The sequence below is a fragment of the Pseudomonas sp. PDM10 genome (assembly GCF_014852295.1).
Lineage (GTDB): Bacteria > Pseudomonadota > Gammaproteobacteria > Pseudomonadales > Pseudomonadaceae > Aquipseudomonas.
In genome coordinates, this window is sequence record NZ_JACVBJ010000007.1 from 356,413 (window position 1) to 373,198 (window position 16,786).

A 16,786-nucleotide genomic window follows, 5' to 3' on the forward strand; every position below is an offset into this window, starting at 1 on the left:
AATGTTGATTGGCAGGACCAGGCCTGAATTCATCCCTCTATTTGAGTATTCAGGCGCCGTAACAAGCGGCTATCACAATGAGTGCGAGAAAACAGACCAACTGCACGCAAAAGAAGGTAAATCGAACCGCCACGAACGTATCGGTTTGCACATGGGATACGTGAACCAGCGACTGGCACACACGAGCGATCAGTACGATGATGGACAAGTAGTTCACCGCAAGGCCGTCGACACCCAGGGCTGAAATCACCAACACGATGACGCCAAAGACAGGCAGATTCTCCACACAGTTCGCGTGTGCTCGTGTCCCGCGCCGATACCAATCCTCGCCTTCGAGCTGATCGCTTCGGAAAGAAGCAATCGGAACACTCGAGAACAAGATTCTGACCCAGCGATACACCCCGACGGTTGCCATCAACAACAGTAAAGTCCAGGTTGCAAATCCAAGCAGCATCCACATCGGAATCGTCATGGCTGCCATCCTCAATCAATCATTTTCAGTACGTCATCCCAGCGTTGTGCGACCGACGCGCGGTCGGTCGCCACCTGTCGATCAATTGCTCATGATGGGTGCCAGTGCGGTCTGAATCCTGGACATCTGTGTAGGTGTTGTCATGCGCGTAAGCAGCTGGCCAAAGTGTGGGTGCTGCACGCCCGAGATGATGTATTGCCAGCGGTAGGCGCTCAGCACGCAGGCGTTGATTTGCGCTGTCTCATCGACACTGAACGATCGTGACGCATTTCGAATGAAGTAGTCGGCATCGGATGCCGATTGTGCCTGCAGGATGGCGTCGACGGCGGCCACCAGCGCAATCAGATCGGTCACTGCCTGGTCGCGGTCGGCCGGGGAGAGTTTCGCGTGCTCCGCCTCCCACTCCAGTTCATCGAGTACGACGTGCCGGCTTTCATCCTTCCAGTGAAATTTGAAGACATCCTTGAACAGTGGGCACAACTCCTCGCGCGGGGCGATGCTTTGCACGTAGTGCGTCTGAACAAACAGCTCGATATGGCAGGTCAGCGCCAGCACCGACCAGGTGCTGGCCGCCAGTACCGCGCGCGCCACATCGTTTGGATCGGCAACCTGACGATATCCCGCCGGCAATTGCGTACTCATCATCGTCTCAATGCGCCGGAACAGTTCCTGATGCTTGATCTCATCGTTGGAAAAGCGCACCAGCGCTTCGAGTGCGAGCTGATCGTCAAACACATGGGCCCGGCCTTGATCGAGCATTTTGGCACTGATAAAACGCTCGACCAGGCCAAAGATATACGCATAGGTTCGGCCCTGAATCTGGCTGAGCAGGCGCGCCTCGTCCGCGGTGAGAAAGGTCAGGCGGTCGATCCGCGATAGTCCGTCGGGCAAGAATTTTCGCGAGAAGTCGAAGCTACGGTCCTGTAGCAAATCACGATCGATCTGCCATTCCGCTTTCTTCGATGATCTGACGATTTGAGCATAACGGTCGGCGTTGCCTGAATCTGAGCGGGGTAGGGTAGCTGCGGTGTTCATATTGATCTCCGGCTTGCGTGGTCGAGTTGGAATGGGCCAATTACGGTTAACGCGGGGGCAATGACCATTGGTGAAGTGTCTGGGGAGCGTCTCGATCACTGAGTCCACGTTGGTGCTAATCTAGGCCTCGCAGTTCAGGCGGCGAATGACCAGTGCGCCTGATTACATGCTCCGGACTCCGGAAAGGAGGGCTGGCAATTGTTGGATGCGCTTTCTGATGTCTTGCGTGTGATTCGGCTGTCTGGAGGGGTCTTCCTCGAGGCGGAGCTCACTGCGCCCTGGTGCATCAGCGGAAGAATCTCTGCAGACGATTGCAAACCGTTCCTGGCGGCACCTCGACATGTCATTGCGTCGCATTTTGTCGCGGCGGGGCACATGCAGTTGCGAATCGACGATGGCGCCACCCTCGACGTGCGGGCAGGCGAACTCATTCTGCTGCCTCGCAATGACGTTCATACTTTTGGCAGTGATCTGAGCATTGCGCCCATGTCGGCGCGCGAAGTTATTCAGCCGCCGGAAGTCGGCGGCATTTCACGAATCAAGTACGGCGGGGGCGGCGAGATCACACAGTTATTGTGCGGATTCCTCGGCTCTGAAACACCGTTCAGTCCGTTGCTTTCGTCGCTGCCATCCTTATTGAAGCTAGATGTCCGCACGACGGCTTCGGGGGCCTGGATTGAAAGCTCATTCCGTTTCGCTGTCAGTGAGATCGCGGCGGGGCGCGTCGGCTCGGCAACGGTCATCGCCAAGCTATCCGAGTTGCTGTTCGTCGAAGCCGTCAGCCAGTATGTCGCGAACCTCCCCGCTGAACGGCGCGGGTGGCTGGCGGGTTTGCGAGATCCGCATATCGGGCGCGCATTGGCGCTGCTCCATGCTCGTCCAACCGAGGGCTGGACGGCAGAAGCCCTGGCGCTTGAAGTGGGCATGTCGCGCTCGGTATTCGCGGAGCGATTCACGGCATTGGTCGGACAGCCACCGATGCAATACCTGACGCTTTGGCGTATGCACGTGGCGGCTCAACACCTGCGCGAAGGTCGCGGGAATGTGGCGCAAATCGGCTTTGCAGTGGGCTACGAATCCGAAGCAGCGTTCAGCCGCGCATTTAAACGCCAGTTCGGCACATCACCTGGCACCTGGCGCAGACAATCCGCATGAGAAGATCCGGTGCCGATGTGCCCGTTGCAGCGGGAACTTCGGGGTAATGGCCAGGTCAACAGGGGCCCTGTATCGGCGACGCCGAGCAGCGCTGGTGGCCTGCTTTGCGGCAGTGCCGTCCTAGATCCGCCGAGTCCGCCCCTTGATGCCAACCAAGAGTTTTCTGCCGGGTCTTATCCTGGCGTTCTGCGCCGTCGTGTCGCTTTGCTCGGTTGCTGCCGAGCGAAAGGCGCCCTCGCAAAGTAACAGCGCATCAACCACGCTAATCGAAACCGCCTCTGGGCAGTATGAAAATGGCCAGTTGGACCAAGCCGCTGCCACGCTGGAACGTGCCCTGCATATCCAGCCGAACAATCCCGCGACGCTGCATTACCTTGGTGTGTTGCGTCTTCAGCAGGGGCAGTACGAGCAGGCTGAAACGTTGGCGGCGCGCTCGAACATGCGGGTTGGTCGCAACGTCGAGTTACGCAACCGCAACTTCCAATTGATCCAGGCGGCGCAGCAGGCCAAGGCTTCAAGTACTTCACCCAACGCCAAAGAGGACCTGGTCGCAGTCCAGGAGGGGCTCAAAGAGGAGGTCCAAAAGCGCCGCGAGGCAGAAATGGCCGCTGCTGAACAAGCCAACGCTGGCAACTTCGCTAGCGCACAGGCGCAGAGGGTATCGGATTCGCCGACGGCTGGCGGGCCAGGGCCCGAAGGAGAATTGCCAGTGGCTTCCGTCGTGCCAGAGCCCGCGTACGATGAGATTGAGATTCCCCGCGGCCATTGGCCGCCTCCGGGGAAATGCCGAATCTGGTTTCCTGATCGCCCGCCCGGGCATCAGCCCAAACCCGGCAAATGCAAGAAGCTGCGATATCGGGTTCCGTCAGGAGCCTACCTGGTGCACGGTTGAGTTTCTGAGTGTCCTTTTGGCCGGTTTTTTGTGCTCCACGTTGAGGGAGGACTGGGATGGGGTAGTCAGGGGGCGTGGTCGCTATCTGATCGATTTCTGCCTGTCGCCATCGTCAGCTTTGGGTCGATCCAAGTCATACAGCCGCCAATCATCACGCCCCGTGAAAGGCTTCGTTGGAAACCTTTTCTGATAGCGCTGAAGGGCGCACGTGCTGCGGGCAAGATGAGGGCTTAGTTAACCATCACCTCGTCCAGTGCCTGTTCGAGGGTGCTGACCGTGCGCTCGATATTGTGCAGCTTTTCGAGCCCGAACAGACCGATGCGGAAGGTCTGGAAGTCGGCCGGCTCGTCGCATTGCAACGGCACTCCGGCGGCGATCTGCAGGCCGTGGTTGGCAAATTTCTTACCGCTCTTGATGTCGGCATCATCGGTGTAGCTCACCACCACGCCAGGGGCCTGAAAGCCGGCTGCGGCCACGCTTTTGATGCCTTTGCCGGTCAACATTGCGCGCACCCGATCGCCCAGAGCCTGTTGTTCGCCGCGGACCTTGTCGAAACCGTAGGCTTGCGTCTCTTTCATCACTTCGTTGAATCGCGCGAGGGCATCGCTGGGCATGGTCGCATGGTAGGCATGTCCGCCCTGTTCGTAGGCCTGCATGATCTGAAGCCACTTTTTCAGGTCGCAGGCGAAGCTGCTGCTATGCGTGTGTTCGATGCGCTCGAGGGCCAAAGAGCTGAGCATCACCAGGGCGCAGCAAGGGGAGGCGCTCCAGCCTTTCTGCGGTGCGCTGATCAGCAGGTCGACTGCGCATTTGTGCATATCAACCCAAAGCGTGCCTGAGGCGATGCAGTCCAGCACGAACAGGCCACCTACCGCATGCACGGCGTCGCCGACGGCCCGCAGGTACTCGTCGGGCAGGATAATCCCTGATGAGGTTTCAACGTGGGGAGCGAAGACAATCTGCGGCTTCTGCGCCTGAATGGCTGCCAGCACTTCGTCCAGAGGGGGTGGGGCGTAGGCAGCCTGGCGACCCGTGTCGACCGGTCGGGCTTTCAGCACCGTGGTGGCCGCCGGGATGTTGCCCATCTCAAGGATCTGGCTCCAGCGATAACTGAACCAGCCGTTGCGTATCACCAGGCATTGCTGGTCGGTGGCAAACTGTCGCGCCACCGCTTCCATGCCGAATGTGCCGCTGCCCGGGACCACCGCAACAGCCTGGGCGTTGTAGACCTGTTTCAGAGTCCTGGAAATGTTCTTCATCACGTCTTGAAATGACTGCGACATGTGGTTGAGCGAGCGGTCGGTGTAGACCACTGAGTACTCGACCAGCCCCTCGGGATCGATACTGGGATATAGCTTTGACATGGGGTGACTCCTTTGACAGAGATCTCAGTGGTATCGACCCTGCCCTAAGCCTTGGTAAATGACAAGATTGCTCGGGATTGATTTTCGACTTCTGTCGAGTGGCTGGCATCATCAGGTCGGTTACTTGACGTGCGCTCGCCATCTTGCCGCTGGCAGGCTGGCTGGGATGCGCCACCGAGCAATTGGCCGCACATCTGGGCGAGAGCGTGGGTGGGCTACTCAATGCCACATTCGGTAATGCTGCCGAGCTAATCCTCGCGCTGGATCCGACAAATAACGCCGACTCCTCATGACCATGAACGCCAAGCTAAACAAGCTGATTGACTCGGAGGTTGGAGAAGAAGTTGGGCAAATGCTGCCCGGAGGCTTGGAGGCCGGCTGGGTGACTACCCCTGCCGTCAACGACTTATGACGTTGGGAAAGCTCGGATCAATGAAGGGTATTTAAAGCAAGTCCCAAGTTTCACAACCCGCCGCCGAAGCGATACTGCCAGACTATTCCAATGGCGTCGTATTCGCTGCCCGTGCGGGTATGTCCGCCATTACTCGCACTCAGCTTTAGTGAATGGTTTCGGTCCAATGGCAGCGTCAGAGTGCATCCGTAACGTGTGTTTTCCTGGTAGTCGTGATTACCGACTCCATCGACTGAACTACTTCCGCCAGTGAAGTAGGTCGTATCCAGCGCAACCCAAACTCCATTGTTAAAGGCATAGATTAGATGCCCCTGTACCTGGTAAATCGGGTTCTGGGAGAGTGTGTGGTTGCCGAGGAACTCATTATTGTCGGTGTAAAAGGTGCCCGCGCCGGATAATTCCAGGGTCACTGGCCCCAGGCGCTTGGAAATCCCGAGCTCGGGTTTGAATGACCAGCGATTGTTACCCAGATTTACCAGCTTGTTCTCGTCGTACTGCCCGAGGGGGGGCGTGATCGCCAGGCTGGTGCCGATAATCACATCCTGTTGATAGCCGGGGAATTCAGCCAGGGACAGCGCCGGGGCGCCATACAGGTTGACCGAGAAGCGGAATCTCGGATCGATCAACCCGGTCACATTACGCTCCTTGAGTTCACCGTCGAACAGGGCGGAGCCGGTCAATCTTGCCTCAGGCACGACAATATCGAACTTCCCGGAGCGGCCCCAGACGTCCAGGGACCTGGCAAAGGCAAACACGACCGTCTTGATGTTGAGCTTGGCGTCCTGAAGCGGGATTGAGGGGTTGGCCGTTACGTTGCCATGCAGATCGCTATAGCCCATGAGCAGGAAATTGATACCGACCGGCGTATTGGCGTAGGACCTTGGTTCGAGATCTTCTGCGCCTGCACCGCAGGTTACGATGATGAGCGAAGCGGATGCGAACCGAATCAGCCAGACGAGGTAGAGTTTGTGTTTCATCCACATTCGTTCGCTTTCTGTCAGGCCCCGGAGTTCTAAGGATTGTAGTAGCTCATCTGCATTCGTTTGGCACTCATAGTGAAAATGAGCGTCTCGCCAGCTGGATAAATCTATTCGGTTTTGCGGCGTCATAGATAAAAGCGTCGTTATTGAACGCCAACACGAATGACTGCTCTGGCCGGTAGCAGTCCCAGGTCAATGTCCGCTCATGGCCGACTGCGGCCTTGGTCACAAGCGGAATACGGCCAACAGCACTCAGTGAATGAGTCAGTAAGTCAGTGGATTGTCAAAAATGGGAGATCTGAGGTTTGCATAATAGGGAGCGGGTCGAACTTCCGTTGTTCTGCAAGCCATTTTCGGCTCAGCGACACATCAAACCGAGCTCGCATCAGCATCATTAAGCTAAGAAGCTCCATGGTTACGCGACCGGAACCACACTCAGGACAATGAAACTCCATCCATACGCCAGAAGACGCAATACGAGCAAGCTTGTTTCCACATATCAGGCAATCCATGTACGTACTCCGGCGGAGTAATCAATCGTGATCCATACCTCCTAGCGGAGTCCTTTTTCTTCTATATGTCATTTGCTCAGTTACTCGTTAAGCTTTACAGCACTGGTTTGTCACTGCGCGCCTTGAGATTGGCTTTGAGCTGCTCGCTCATCGGCATATTCAGATTCGTTCCTTTTGGAGGAATCGGTGATTCAAACCACTTGGTGTATAGCCTTGCGAATTCGCCCGACTCCATGAGACGGGTTATGGTGCCATCGACCAATTGCTTGAACTCGGGATCATCTTTGCGAAGCATGCAGCCATAGGGTTCGACTTGCAGCGCATCACCCACGACTTCGAGCGAACCGGGATTTTTGGAGTTCGCCATGAGGCCATAAAGCAGGATATCGTCCATGGCAAACGCTACGGCACGATCATTTTCAACCAGCGCCAAGGAGTCGTCATAGTCTTTACCCAAGACGACCTGTACATCTAAATTGTTGTCGGTACTGTATTGGCGGAGGACCTTCTCGTTCGTGCTGCCGACCGTGCTGGCGACAGTCTTTTTTGCGAGATCGGCGTAGTTCTTTATGCCTGAGGTCTTCTTGGTCAACAGGCGCGTGCCGGTGTAGAAATGGCTAATTGCAAAAGCCACGTCCTTGCCACGCGCAGCGTTGTTGGTGGTCGAACCGCACTCCAGATCGTATGTGCCGTTGACAAGCAACGGAATGCGGGTTTGCGAAGACACAGGAATGTAAGCCACTTCTAAGTTCGGTTTGTCGAGCTTCCTGCGCACATCATCAACGATGGCATCGGTTAAATCGACTGAGAAACCCACGGCTTCGGTAGGACTGATCAAGTAGCTGAAAGGTACCGATGCCTCCCGGTAAGACACGGTGATTTTGTTATTATCGGCAACTTTTTCGAGTGTCTGCGAGTTGGCAGGAGATGCAACGGCAGACAAGCCTGCGGCGAGGATTGTCGTTGCTACGAAATATGAGGTTTTCATCGGACACCCTTTGAAGTATGAAAAAGGCAAAAACATCTCAAAAACACACTGAAAAACGTGAAGGATGAGCACCCCATTTCAGGCGTGTTTACGAAACGTTATTGCAAACACTACGCCCAGGGACGGTAGATACTTTGAGCCAGATCAGAAAACCGAGTAATGTGCGAAGTCGCACAAATTCCATCGCGACGGATCGCTGGCTCTTGCGCTTAAGACGCCACGCTACCGTTGGAGTATTTGGGGTCGCGGAAACGAGGGAAGATGTTTCGCTGACACTTAGACGCATCTAAAGCCCGGGTCTTAACGTATTGATCGATATGGGCGCCGGACTAAAAAACCGCGTAGCGCCGGGTTAGGCCAGATCTTGAATGTCTGCCCCCCAAACAGGCTACTTCAGCTTTTGGCCGTTTTCTGTCTGTCACGACCGACCGAAATCGACCCATTTCTGCCGGTCGCCCAAGGCTGAGCTGACGCAAAAACAGAAAGCCCATCCCGCTTTCATACTCGCTCAGCGTGATGGCTAATGGCCGTTTGCGATAAGATCATGCACTTTGAATTTCAAGGATTGTGAAAAAATTGCCCAGGATAATTCGCATCGTGGCAGTTGCCATGTCATTGATGGTTACGGGATGTGCCGCTGTGGTGCCGAAAGTCGAGTCTGTTAAGACAAAAATGCCAGAAGGCGCTGCCGCGGATGCTAGTACTCAGCCCCTGCTGGACGAGTTAGCGGCCTCGGGCATGACGCTGGATGATCTGTTTGCGCAGATCTTTTACAAGGCTATTGGACCGATGAAGGCCAAGCTCCCGGAAAAGCTGAATGATGGGATGGAACTGTACGACGTTTCCGGCTCCGGGAGACAGTTCACCTATTGGGTGCGATTGGTAAAAGCGGATGCGGCTGAATTCAACACGCTTAAAACCTACCAGTATTTCAGGTCGACACTGGCCGCAATTTGTACCCAACCGCAGATTTTGCGCGTTATGAGACTTGGCGGAACCTACCGCTATAACTATTTAGGCCGAGACATGATGCCGGTTACATCAGTCGTGATGAGTGCAAGTGACTGTAAGCTGTCCTGAAGCGCATATGATTCTTGCCGAAATCGACCCATAGCAGCCCTTCGCGAAAGGGTGTTTACGGCCAGAAGCGGCCGGTCATCAAAGGCCCAAAAATGTCCCGAGGCGAGTAACTAGTCACCCCAATCGGGCCCGTCCTAGCGAGCAAGGCGAGCGGTTTCAACCATTTGCTAGTTGGAGGTAATCGCAAACAGATTTTTGCACAAATAGGCATCCTCTCTTGGAATGAAATCTTCGGGGCTTTCATTGCAGGAAAATGCTTCGAAAACGTGATTGATAATTTTTTTTGCTTGGTCCGTAGTAAGGACACGAGTGTCTATCAGGTCAAGAAGAGCATCGGCTATCTCGTTTAAACTAATGCAGTATTCTTCAGTCGCAACCCTAAGCAGTGCTCGCATTTCCCTATATTTATCATCTGAATTTACATTGTTTTTCAGGAGTTCAAGTGGCTCTTCCAGAATTGCAAAAGGATAAATCTTTTGATACCTGTCGCAGTACTCTATAAGGGTCCGCCTAACCTTCACGCCATCAATTTTTTGAGAGCTAGCCCCTAACAGGGCATTAATTTTCGTATTAGCTATCCAGCTTTTCATCGCGAAATTTACCTTGCTTAGCGCTTATTTAAGGGAAGTCGACTGGCGGCTCTTGGCCGTTTTCTGCCTGTCGTGACCGACTGAAAACGACCCCAAGCGGACCTCGAGTCCAGGACTACAGCTAGGGTTGCCATTGACCACTAATAAACTGGAGGTGGCTCATTACCGACCTTGATATGGTCGAAAACCTGATCTGGATTTTTCTGGCACCAATATCTGAACAAAAGGCGAGGTTCGATGCCTGCGAAATATTCACTTACCATACTGTCGGCGGGCACCGTCAGTTTTGGCTCTGACCATTGCTGAGCTAAAACGCCTATTGGGTTTTCAGACGTACAAATTATCCAGGTAGCCTCGCCACCCCTGATGCCTGGCAAGTAGCCCAAGGTTTGCACCTTATCTAACAACACACTTAGCGTTGCGGTGGCTTCGACGTTAATTGACGTTTCATGACTGTGCATATCGTCTCCTGCATGCACGCTATCTCGATCAATGACAACTTCCAACATGCCTACTCCTTTTTACCGCTGTGCTGTCACTGGATCGACCAGCGTAGAGACATCAGCGGCTACCTGTCCACAGTCTGCTCTTGGCCGATTTCAGCCTGTCGATTGATCCGCATGCGTCCGACCAAGTCATCTACCCAATCTCGCAAAGCCAAGAAACGCCGCTGCGCGCCCCAGCGGGAGCAAGCTTCCTCGCCACAGGTGTGAAGTTCACCTGAACATCCTTAACCGACTGACATTGGGGCAAGCCCGGCTTCCACAGATCTCGCGCCGGACTTGGCGGTGCGCATGACCTCTCAGTACTAAAGGAGGTGCCAATGAAAGCTAAAGGATCATTCCAGTCTGGCGTCACAGGTTTAGGCTCAATCCCATGATCAAAAGATACCGGCTGCGATGGCCCATCCACCTCTGCATCTTAAAACACTGTTCGCCTGAACACTTGATGCAGCACGTCTCCCGCTGAGCTCGTCAATGACGACAATCAGACCCGCCTCACAGCCTGCGATATGAGTAGAAGACCTCACCTGATTTCCGGGTTTCCAGAGTAAAAGAGGATTTATCATGAGCAGCACTTTCTTCATTCCATCCGTGAACATGATGGGCATTGGCAGTCTCGACGAAGCGATGCTCGCCATCCGCAAATATGGTTTCCGTAAAGCCTTGATCGTCACTGATGCAGGCCTGGCCAAAGCCGGCGTGGCCGCCAAGGTAGCCAGCCTTCTGGACCAGCAGGACATCAACTCCACCCTGTTTGATGGCGCCAAACCGAATCCGACGGTCAGCAATGTCGAGAAAGGTCTTGAGCTGCTGGGGCGCAGCGACTGTGATTTCATTATTTCCCTGGGCGGCGGTTCACCCCATGACTGCGCCAAGGGCATTGCCCTGTGCGCCACCAACGGCGGGCACATCAGTGATTACGAAGGCGTGGATCAATCCGCCAAGCCACAGATGCCGTTGATCGCGATCAATACCACCGCTGGCACGGCGAGTGAAATGACCCGTTTCTGCATCATTACCGACGAAGTCCGGCACGTGAAAATGGCCATCGTCGACCGTAACGTCACCCCACTGTTGTCGGTCAACGATCCTTCGCTGATGGCAGGCATGCCCAAAGGCCTGACCGCCGCCACCGGCATGGACGCGCTGACCCACGCTATCGAAGCTTACGTGTCGACTGCGGCAACGCCGATCACTGATGCCTGCGCACTCAAGGCCGTGGAATTGATCTCGGCCAACCTGCGCACTGCCGTTGCCCAGGGTGACGACATGACCGCCCGGGAAAATATGGCTTACGCGCAATTTCTTGCCGGCATGGCCTTCAACAATGCTTCGCTGGGTTATGTCCACGCCATGGCGCACCAACTGGGTGGTTTCTACGACCTGCCTCACGGCGTCTGTAATGCGATCCTGCTGCCCCATGTCGCCAGCTTCAACGCCAGCGTATGCCCGGCCCGGTTTAAAGACATCGCCAATGCAATGGGGGTCGACACCCAGCATCTGGATGCGGAAAATGGCGCCGCCGCGGCCATCACCGCCATCCGTAAACTGTCTTCGGATGTCGGTATTCCGAGCGGCCTCGCCGAACTGGGCGCCAAGGCCGACGACATCCCGATCCTGGCAACCAATGCCATGAAGGATGCCTGCGGCTTTACCAATCCGCGTCCTGCCAATCAGGACGAGATCGAGCAGATTTTCCATACCGCGATGTAACCGATATGAAGTGACGCCAGCCCGATCAAAAGCCCCGCCTTCGGTTCAATGCTGTTCACTTAAGACATTCTTCAGTCGAGCTAGAGCCTGTGGCGAGGGGATAAATCCCCTCGCCACAAATGTGAGCGCCGCGCTTAAGTGAACAGCATTACGCCTTCGGTTGAACTTAACCCGGCCAGCTTTCGCGTCAGAAAATACCTCGCACCCATCCATTTGCGGCCCCGCATCTCGTTCTTTCTGATTCGTGGGCTTCTTTCACTCAGCCAGTTCTTCCGGTGAAATCACCCATACGCTGCACGGCATTTTGTACAGCAGATGTTCCACCGTACTGCCGACCAATCGACCAATGCCCCGATGGCCGACCCGGCCCATGACGATGACGTCGATGTCATAGGCATCCGCGTAACTGGAGAGAACCTTGGCCGGATTGCCCATGATCACGTGCTGGTTCTCCGGAGGAACACCATTGCGCTCGGCCAGCTCGCGGAAGGCATCGCTTTGTGCATCGAACAGCGTCTTGGCGGTACCTGAGGAAAAGAATGCAGAGGCGTTGTCGAAGCCGAATTCGTCGGTGCTGATGGAAGACAGGTCATGGGCATAGATCACATCCAGCGTCGCGTTACAGGCGCTCGCCAGTTTTGCGGCCTCGCGCAGAATCCGGTCGTTGAAACCTTCGTATTGGTTATCGCGATGGAAAGGGTCAACTGCGGCGACAATCTTGCGTGGCAGGGGGTGCCGCACGTGACTGACAAAATGCAAAGGCACGGGGCATTCGCGCAGTAAATGGATATCGAGGGGCGTGAACATCAGGCGTGATAGCAGCGATTCGTATTCGAGTGCCTTGATCAGTGCGGTCATCGGCTGTTCTTTGAGGTGAATGAGGATTTCCTGCAAGGGTCTTTCCACCCAGATCACTTCAGTGGTGACGTGCACTCCGATTTTTCGTAAGGGACGGGCCTGCTCTTCCAGCCATTGGCGATGGCGCTCGACATACCCGAGTCGCATCTGCTCCAGCGCTTGTTCGTTGACCATGCCGGCCGTTGCCAACCCTTCCAGGTAGTCGAACGCCACAATATGCAGTGCCGCACCCGAAGCCTTGGCCAACGCTGCGGCCCGGTCGAACGCGGGGCTGTTTTCCATCAAGGGCGAGACGACCAGCATCAAACGTAATTGCTCAGACATGACAAATCTCCCGTGGGTAATCCAGAAACGCTTGCGCTCAATGGCAACGGTGCGTTTGGGCAGTGAAACCTTAGGCTCATCCTGCCGCTGGCCGGGGAGGCAGGATTGATTTTTGTCAAACAGGCGGGGAACGGAAAAAACCGTCCGACATGCGGTTAGTTCCTGATAAAGATCAAGTCGTCCCAGACAGGAACGCTCAATCTGGATGCCTGTTCACTTCATCCAGATGGCCGCGTGCCGAGGTGCCCCATGTCGCAGATTCAGCGTTTACTGTTAATAGCCCCCTCAGCCATGACTCGCACGCCCGCGTTCGACCGGGCCGCCGCGTTGGCGCTCGCCATGCAACTGCCGTTGCATATTGTGGCGTTCGATTATTTGCAGGCCCTGGCGGTGGCTGGCCTGTTCGCCCCTGAACAAATCAGCCTGGCCCGGGACGGGTATTTGCAAACCCATCGGCAATGGCTCGCGGAGCAAGCCGGCCTGATGAACAAACACGGGGTCGAGGTCACCAGTGAGGTGGTGTGGGTACAACATCCTTATGAGGAAATCCTGCACTTCGTCAACGAGATGCCGCTGGCGCTGATCGTCAAGGATGCCCAGGAAGAATCGGCATTGAAACGGGTGTTTTTTACGCCGCTGGACTGGCAGTTGCTGCGCGATTGTCCGGTGCCGGTGCATCTGGTGACCAATGCCCTCAACCCACGCCCCCGCAACGTGCTGGCCATCGTCGATGTGTTGCGCAGCGAAGACCAGGACCATGTGTTCAACGACCAGATTATCGACGCTGCGACCAAGCTGGCTGAACAGTGCGATGCCCGGCTGGAACTGCTGCATGCCTTTGACTGGACGGCCGTGTATGCGCAGGACATGGGATTCGGTGCGCTGCCGCTGGCCGTCGGGGTTTATGAAGCGTTGGGCGTGGCTCAGGCCGAGGCATTTGCGGCCCTGGCAGAGCGTCACGGCGTGCCACCGGAATGTCGGCACTTCATCGAGGGCGCACCAGTGTCGAGTATTTGTGATTTCGCCACCGACCACCGCACCGATGTCATCGTAATGGGGACGGTGCAGCACAAGGGGTTGAACAAGCTACTGGGGACCACCGCCGAACAACTCCTGCATCGGGCGCCATGCAGTGTGCTGGCGATAAAACCGGGCAAGATGCTGCAATCCTGAGCGCTTGAATCGCCCCGCAATGAACCGTTGGCCGGAACATTGCGGGGCGATTTTTTTACAGGTAAAGACGATGAATGACCTGACGGCTGTCATCAGGATCATTATGCCTCTCGAAACCCAAGGCCTTGGCCAGGTCGCGCATCTGCGCGTTGCTGGAGGCGTCCACCGAATACATCTGACGAAAACCGTTCTTGCGGGCGGACTTGATCAGATGCTCCATCAGTAACGTGCCAAGCCCCAGGTGCTTCCATTCATCGGCGACCGTTACGGCGCATTCACATTCATGTTCGGCTGTGGCCGCATAGCGGCTGACGCCAATCTCGATCAACTGGCCGTTTTCGTGGACTAGCGCGATATAGGCCATGCGCTGTTTGTTGTCGGTGTCCATCAACTGATTGAGCATGGCGGCGCCGGGCTCGTTGATTTGCCCAAGAAAACGCATGTGCCGGGACTCGGGTGACAGCCGTTTGATAAAAGCGTATTCACGCTCGCGGTCTTTTTCCGCCAGCGGCCGGATCAGCACGTGACGACCATCCTTGAGCGCTTCAATCCAGTATTGTCCGGTCACCGCGGCGTAGGCGGCAGCGGCCCGATCATTGTGGTCTTTGACAGTGAGCATGGGGTGGTCCTCCATCCGGTTTGAAAGATTGGCGCGCGGTGACAAATTCCGCGGTTCGTTCCTTTCTACGCTGCCGCCGGCGTCAGAATCTGATCTGGATCAGAGAGACGTAACGTGGCATTCATTTACGCGTGTTTGATGTAAATCAACCTGGGGGAGGGGGCAACGAGCGCATCTTGGAACCTCCGGCGCTTAATGACCGGTGTCGAGCTGAGGTGTGTGATGGGTCAATATCAACGTTTGTTGCTGATCGCCGACCAAACCCTGCATCAGTCCCCAGCCATGCTGCGTGCCGTCGCGCTGGCCAAGGCGAGTGGCGCCGTGCTGGAGGTGCGTGCTTTTGTCGAACCCGCGCCGATCGTGCATGTGTGGGAAGAGAAAATCGACGACGCAGGGTATCAGCGCTATCTGCGCCGCTATCGCCGCTGGGAGGCCGAAGAGCTCGAGCGACTCAGTGGCCTGGGGCTGGAGGTGACGGTCAAAGTCGTGTTCACGACCCATCCGCTGCTGGATATATTGAACGCGGTCGAAGACCTCAAGCCCGACCTGCTGATCAAGGATGTCACCCTGGAGCCAGCGCTCAAGCGGGTGTTCATCACTCCGCTCGATTGCCACTTGCTGCGCGAATGCCCGATCCCCGTGCACCTGGTCAATCAGGCCCGTTACGGTTTGCCGCACCGGGTCGTCGCCGCGGTGGACCCGTTCGACCCCTCAACCCAGATCAGTGGCCTGAACGACACGATCATTCAGACCGCCAACGCACTGGCCTTGCAATGCGACGCGCCGCTGCACCTGCTTTACGCCTATGACTTGTCGCCAGCCTTCAATGGCGATGCGCCGCTGGTCGGCGGTGGCTGGAGCGTGGACTACGTTGAGGAGCTGCGTGAATCCCTGCATCTGGCCTTCGTCACCCTGGCCGATCGTTACGGCGTTCCACCGGAGCGTCGGCATTTCGTCATGGGCCTGCCGGTGCCGGTGATCAGTGAGTTTGTCGAGCAATACCTGGCCGATGTGGTGGTGATGGGCACGGTGCACCGGGTGGGGATCGACCGCTTGATCGGCAGCAATACCGAACGGGCGCTGTATTCGGTGCCGGGCAGTATTCTGGCGGTCAGGTCGCGCATCAGGGAGTGAGCACGATCGCGCCATTGAACCGACCTGCCCTCAAGTACGCCAGTGCCTGATTGGCGTCGTCCAGAGCAAAACGGGTGATGTCGCAGTGCACGGGAGTGCGCTGCAACTCTTCAAAAAACCTCGTGCCGTCTTCGCGGGTCAGGTTGGCCACCGAACGGACGCTGCGCTCGCCCCACAGCAGGCGGTAAGGAAAAGCGGGGATATCGCTCATATGAATACCGGCGCAAATCACACAGCCGCCCTTGACTGTGACGGCCAGCGCCGCCGGCACCAGCGCGCCTACGGGGGCGAAAATCAGGCTGGCATCGAGCAGGTGTGGCGGAGGCTGATCCGAAGGGCCGGCCCATTGGGCGCCCAGTGATCGGGCATAGGCCTGACCTTCGTTGTCATCCGGTCGGGTGAAGGCATACACCTGCTGCCCTCGACCGCGCGCCACCTGAATGGCCAAATGTGCCGCTGCCCCGAAACCATAAAGGCCCAGGTGGCGTGCGCCTTTGGCCATTTGCAGGGCCCGAAAGCCGATCAGCCCGGCACACAGCAGCGGTGCCGCTTGAATGTCCGAGAGCACCTCGGGAATAGGGAAACAGAAACGCCTGTCGGCAACGGTGTATTCGGCGTAACCACCGTCCAGATGACAACCGGTGAACTGCGCTTGATCACACAGATTCTCCCGGCCCGAGCGGCAGAACAGGCACTGGCCGCAGGTCCAGCCAAGCCAGGGAACGCCCACCCGCTGGCCGATCCAGTCGGGTGTAACTTCGGCGCCCACTGCGGTGACTTCACCGATGATTTCATGTCCCGGCACCCGCGGCAGTACCGCTTGTGGTAATTCACCGTCCACCAGGTGCAGGTCGGTGCGGCACACGCCGCAAGCCAGGACTTTGATTAGCAGTTGGTATGGGCCGGGTGTCGGGATGGGGCGCTCTTCCCGTTGCAACGGCTGGCCGGGAATATGCAGAACCATGGCACGCATGAGGATTCT

Annotated in this window: 16 protein-coding genes; 6 read left to right on the forward strand and 10 right to left on the reverse strand. The window is 56.5% G+C overall.

Annotated features, from left to right (window positions below; translation table 11 throughout):
* Positions 1 to 49: 49 nt before the first annotated feature.
* Together IB252_RS24855 and IB252_RS24860 are read right to left on the reverse strand one after the other, a co-directional pair.
* Positions 50 to 472: an MAPEG family protein gene (locus IB252_RS24855; RefSeq protein ID WP_111448931.1), complete on the reverse strand. Its 423-nt coding sequence runs from the start codon at positions 470 to 472 to the stop codon at positions 50 to 52.
* Between the two features lie 81 nt (positions 473 to 553).
* The gene (locus tag IB252_RS24860; protein WP_192410567.1) at positions 554 to 1,507 is read right to left on the reverse strand and encodes a diiron oxygenase; all 954 of its coding nucleotides are present in this window, start codon (positions 1,505 to 1,507) and stop codon (positions 554 to 556) included.
* 198 nt (positions 1,508 to 1,705) lie between these two features.
* Here IB252_RS24860 and IB252_RS24865 point away from each other — a divergent pair, with 198 nt between their 5' ends.
* A complete protein-coding gene (locus IB252_RS24865; RefSeq protein ID WP_192410568.1) occupies positions 1,706 to 2,662 on the forward strand; it encodes an AraC family transcriptional regulator in 957 nt (318 codons plus the stop codon).
* Positions 2,663 to 2,807: 145 nt separating this feature from the next.
* Entirely contained in the window at positions 2,808 to 3,554 is a 747-nt protein-coding gene (locus tag IB252_RS24870) for a tetratricopeptide repeat protein (protein ID WP_192410569.1), read from the forward strand.
* 230 nt (positions 3,555 to 3,784) lie between these two features.
* Here IB252_RS24870 and IB252_RS24875 read toward each other — a convergent pair whose 3' ends face one another.
* The 3 genes from IB252_RS24875 to IB252_RS24885 form a co-directional block, all read right to left on the reverse strand.
* Positions 3,785 to 4,918 carry an aminotransferase class V-fold PLP-dependent enzyme gene (locus IB252_RS24875; protein ID WP_192410570.1) on the reverse strand — a complete coding sequence of 378 codons (1,134 nt, stop codon included), beginning with the start codon at positions 4,916 to 4,918 and terminating at the stop codon, positions 3,785 to 3,787.
* 462 nt (positions 4,919 to 5,380) lie between these two features.
* Positions 5,381 to 6,307, reverse strand: a complete 927-nt coding sequence (locus IB252_RS24880; RefSeq protein ID WP_225607570.1) for a transporter — start codon at positions 6,305 to 6,307, stop codon at positions 5,381 to 5,383.
* 609 nt (positions 6,308 to 6,916) lie between these two features.
* Entirely contained in the window at positions 6,917 to 7,810 is an 894-nt protein-coding gene (locus IB252_RS24885) for a transporter substrate-binding domain-containing protein (RefSeq protein ID WP_192410572.1), read from the reverse strand.
* A gap of 597 nt (positions 7,811 to 8,407) precedes the next feature.
* On the opposite strand from IB252_RS24885, the gene IB252_RS24890 reads away from it, so the two are divergent.
* The gene (locus tag IB252_RS24890) at positions 8,408 to 8,890 is read left to right on the forward strand and encodes a hypothetical protein (protein WP_192410573.1); all 483 of its coding nucleotides are present in this window, start codon (positions 8,408 to 8,410) and stop codon (positions 8,888 to 8,890) included.
* A gap of 167 nt (positions 8,891 to 9,057) precedes the next feature.
* On the opposite strand, the gene IB252_RS24895 is transcribed toward IB252_RS24890, so the two are convergent.
* On the reverse strand, positions 9,058 to 9,480 hold the full coding sequence (locus tag IB252_RS24895; RefSeq protein WP_192410574.1) for a hypothetical protein: 423 nt from the start codon (positions 9,478 to 9,480) through the stop codon (positions 9,058 to 9,060).
* Between the two features lie 140 nt (positions 9,481 to 9,620).
* The gene (locus tag IB252_RS24900) at positions 9,621 to 9,989 is read right to left on the reverse strand and encodes a hypothetical protein (RefSeq protein ID WP_223527808.1); all 369 of its coding nucleotides are present in this window, start codon (positions 9,987 to 9,989) and stop codon (positions 9,621 to 9,623) included.
* 558 nt (positions 9,990 to 10,547) lie between these two features.
* Between IB252_RS24900 and yiaY the strand changes: the two genes are divergently transcribed.
* Positions 10,548 to 11,696: an L-threonine dehydrogenase gene (yiaY, locus tag IB252_RS24905; protein WP_192410575.1), complete on the forward strand. Its 1,149-nt coding sequence runs from the start codon at positions 10,548 to 10,550 to the stop codon at positions 11,694 to 11,696.
* 255 nt (positions 11,697 to 11,951) lie between these two features.
* Here yiaY and IB252_RS24910 read toward each other — a convergent pair whose 3' ends face one another.
* Positions 11,952 to 12,878: a universal stress protein gene (locus IB252_RS24910; RefSeq protein ID WP_192410576.1), complete on the reverse strand. Its 927-nt coding sequence runs from the start codon at positions 12,876 to 12,878 to the stop codon at positions 11,952 to 11,954.
* A 249-nt stretch (positions 12,879 to 13,127) separates the two neighbouring features.
* Between IB252_RS24910 and IB252_RS24915 the strand changes: the two genes are divergently transcribed.
* Positions 13,128 to 14,051 (forward strand): universal stress protein, encoded by a 924-nt coding sequence (locus IB252_RS24915; protein WP_192410577.1) that lies wholly within the window; start codon positions 13,128 to 13,130, stop codon positions 14,049 to 14,051.
* Between the two features lie 55 nt (positions 14,052 to 14,106).
* On the opposite strand, the gene IB252_RS24920 is transcribed toward IB252_RS24915, so the two are convergent.
* Positions 14,107 to 14,670, reverse strand: a complete 564-nt coding sequence (locus tag IB252_RS24920) for a GNAT family N-acetyltransferase (protein WP_192410578.1) — start codon at positions 14,668 to 14,670, stop codon at positions 14,107 to 14,109.
* Positions 14,671 to 14,892: 222 nt separating this feature from the next.
* Here IB252_RS24920 and IB252_RS24925 point away from each other — a divergent pair, with 222 nt between their 5' ends.
* Positions 14,893 to 15,804, forward strand: coding sequence for a universal stress protein (locus tag IB252_RS24925; RefSeq protein ID WP_192410579.1), 912 nt, complete (start codon positions 14,893 to 14,895; stop codon positions 15,802 to 15,804).
* Here IB252_RS24925 and IB252_RS24930 read toward each other — a convergent pair.
* Positions 15,794 to 16,777 carry a zinc-dependent alcohol dehydrogenase family protein gene (locus IB252_RS24930; RefSeq protein ID WP_192410580.1) on the reverse strand — a complete coding sequence of 328 codons (984 nt, stop codon included), beginning with the start codon at positions 16,775 to 16,777 and terminating at the stop codon, positions 15,794 to 15,796. The genes IB252_RS24925 and IB252_RS24930 overlap by 11 nt on opposite strands.
* Positions 16,778 to 16,786: the final 9 nt, after the last annotated feature.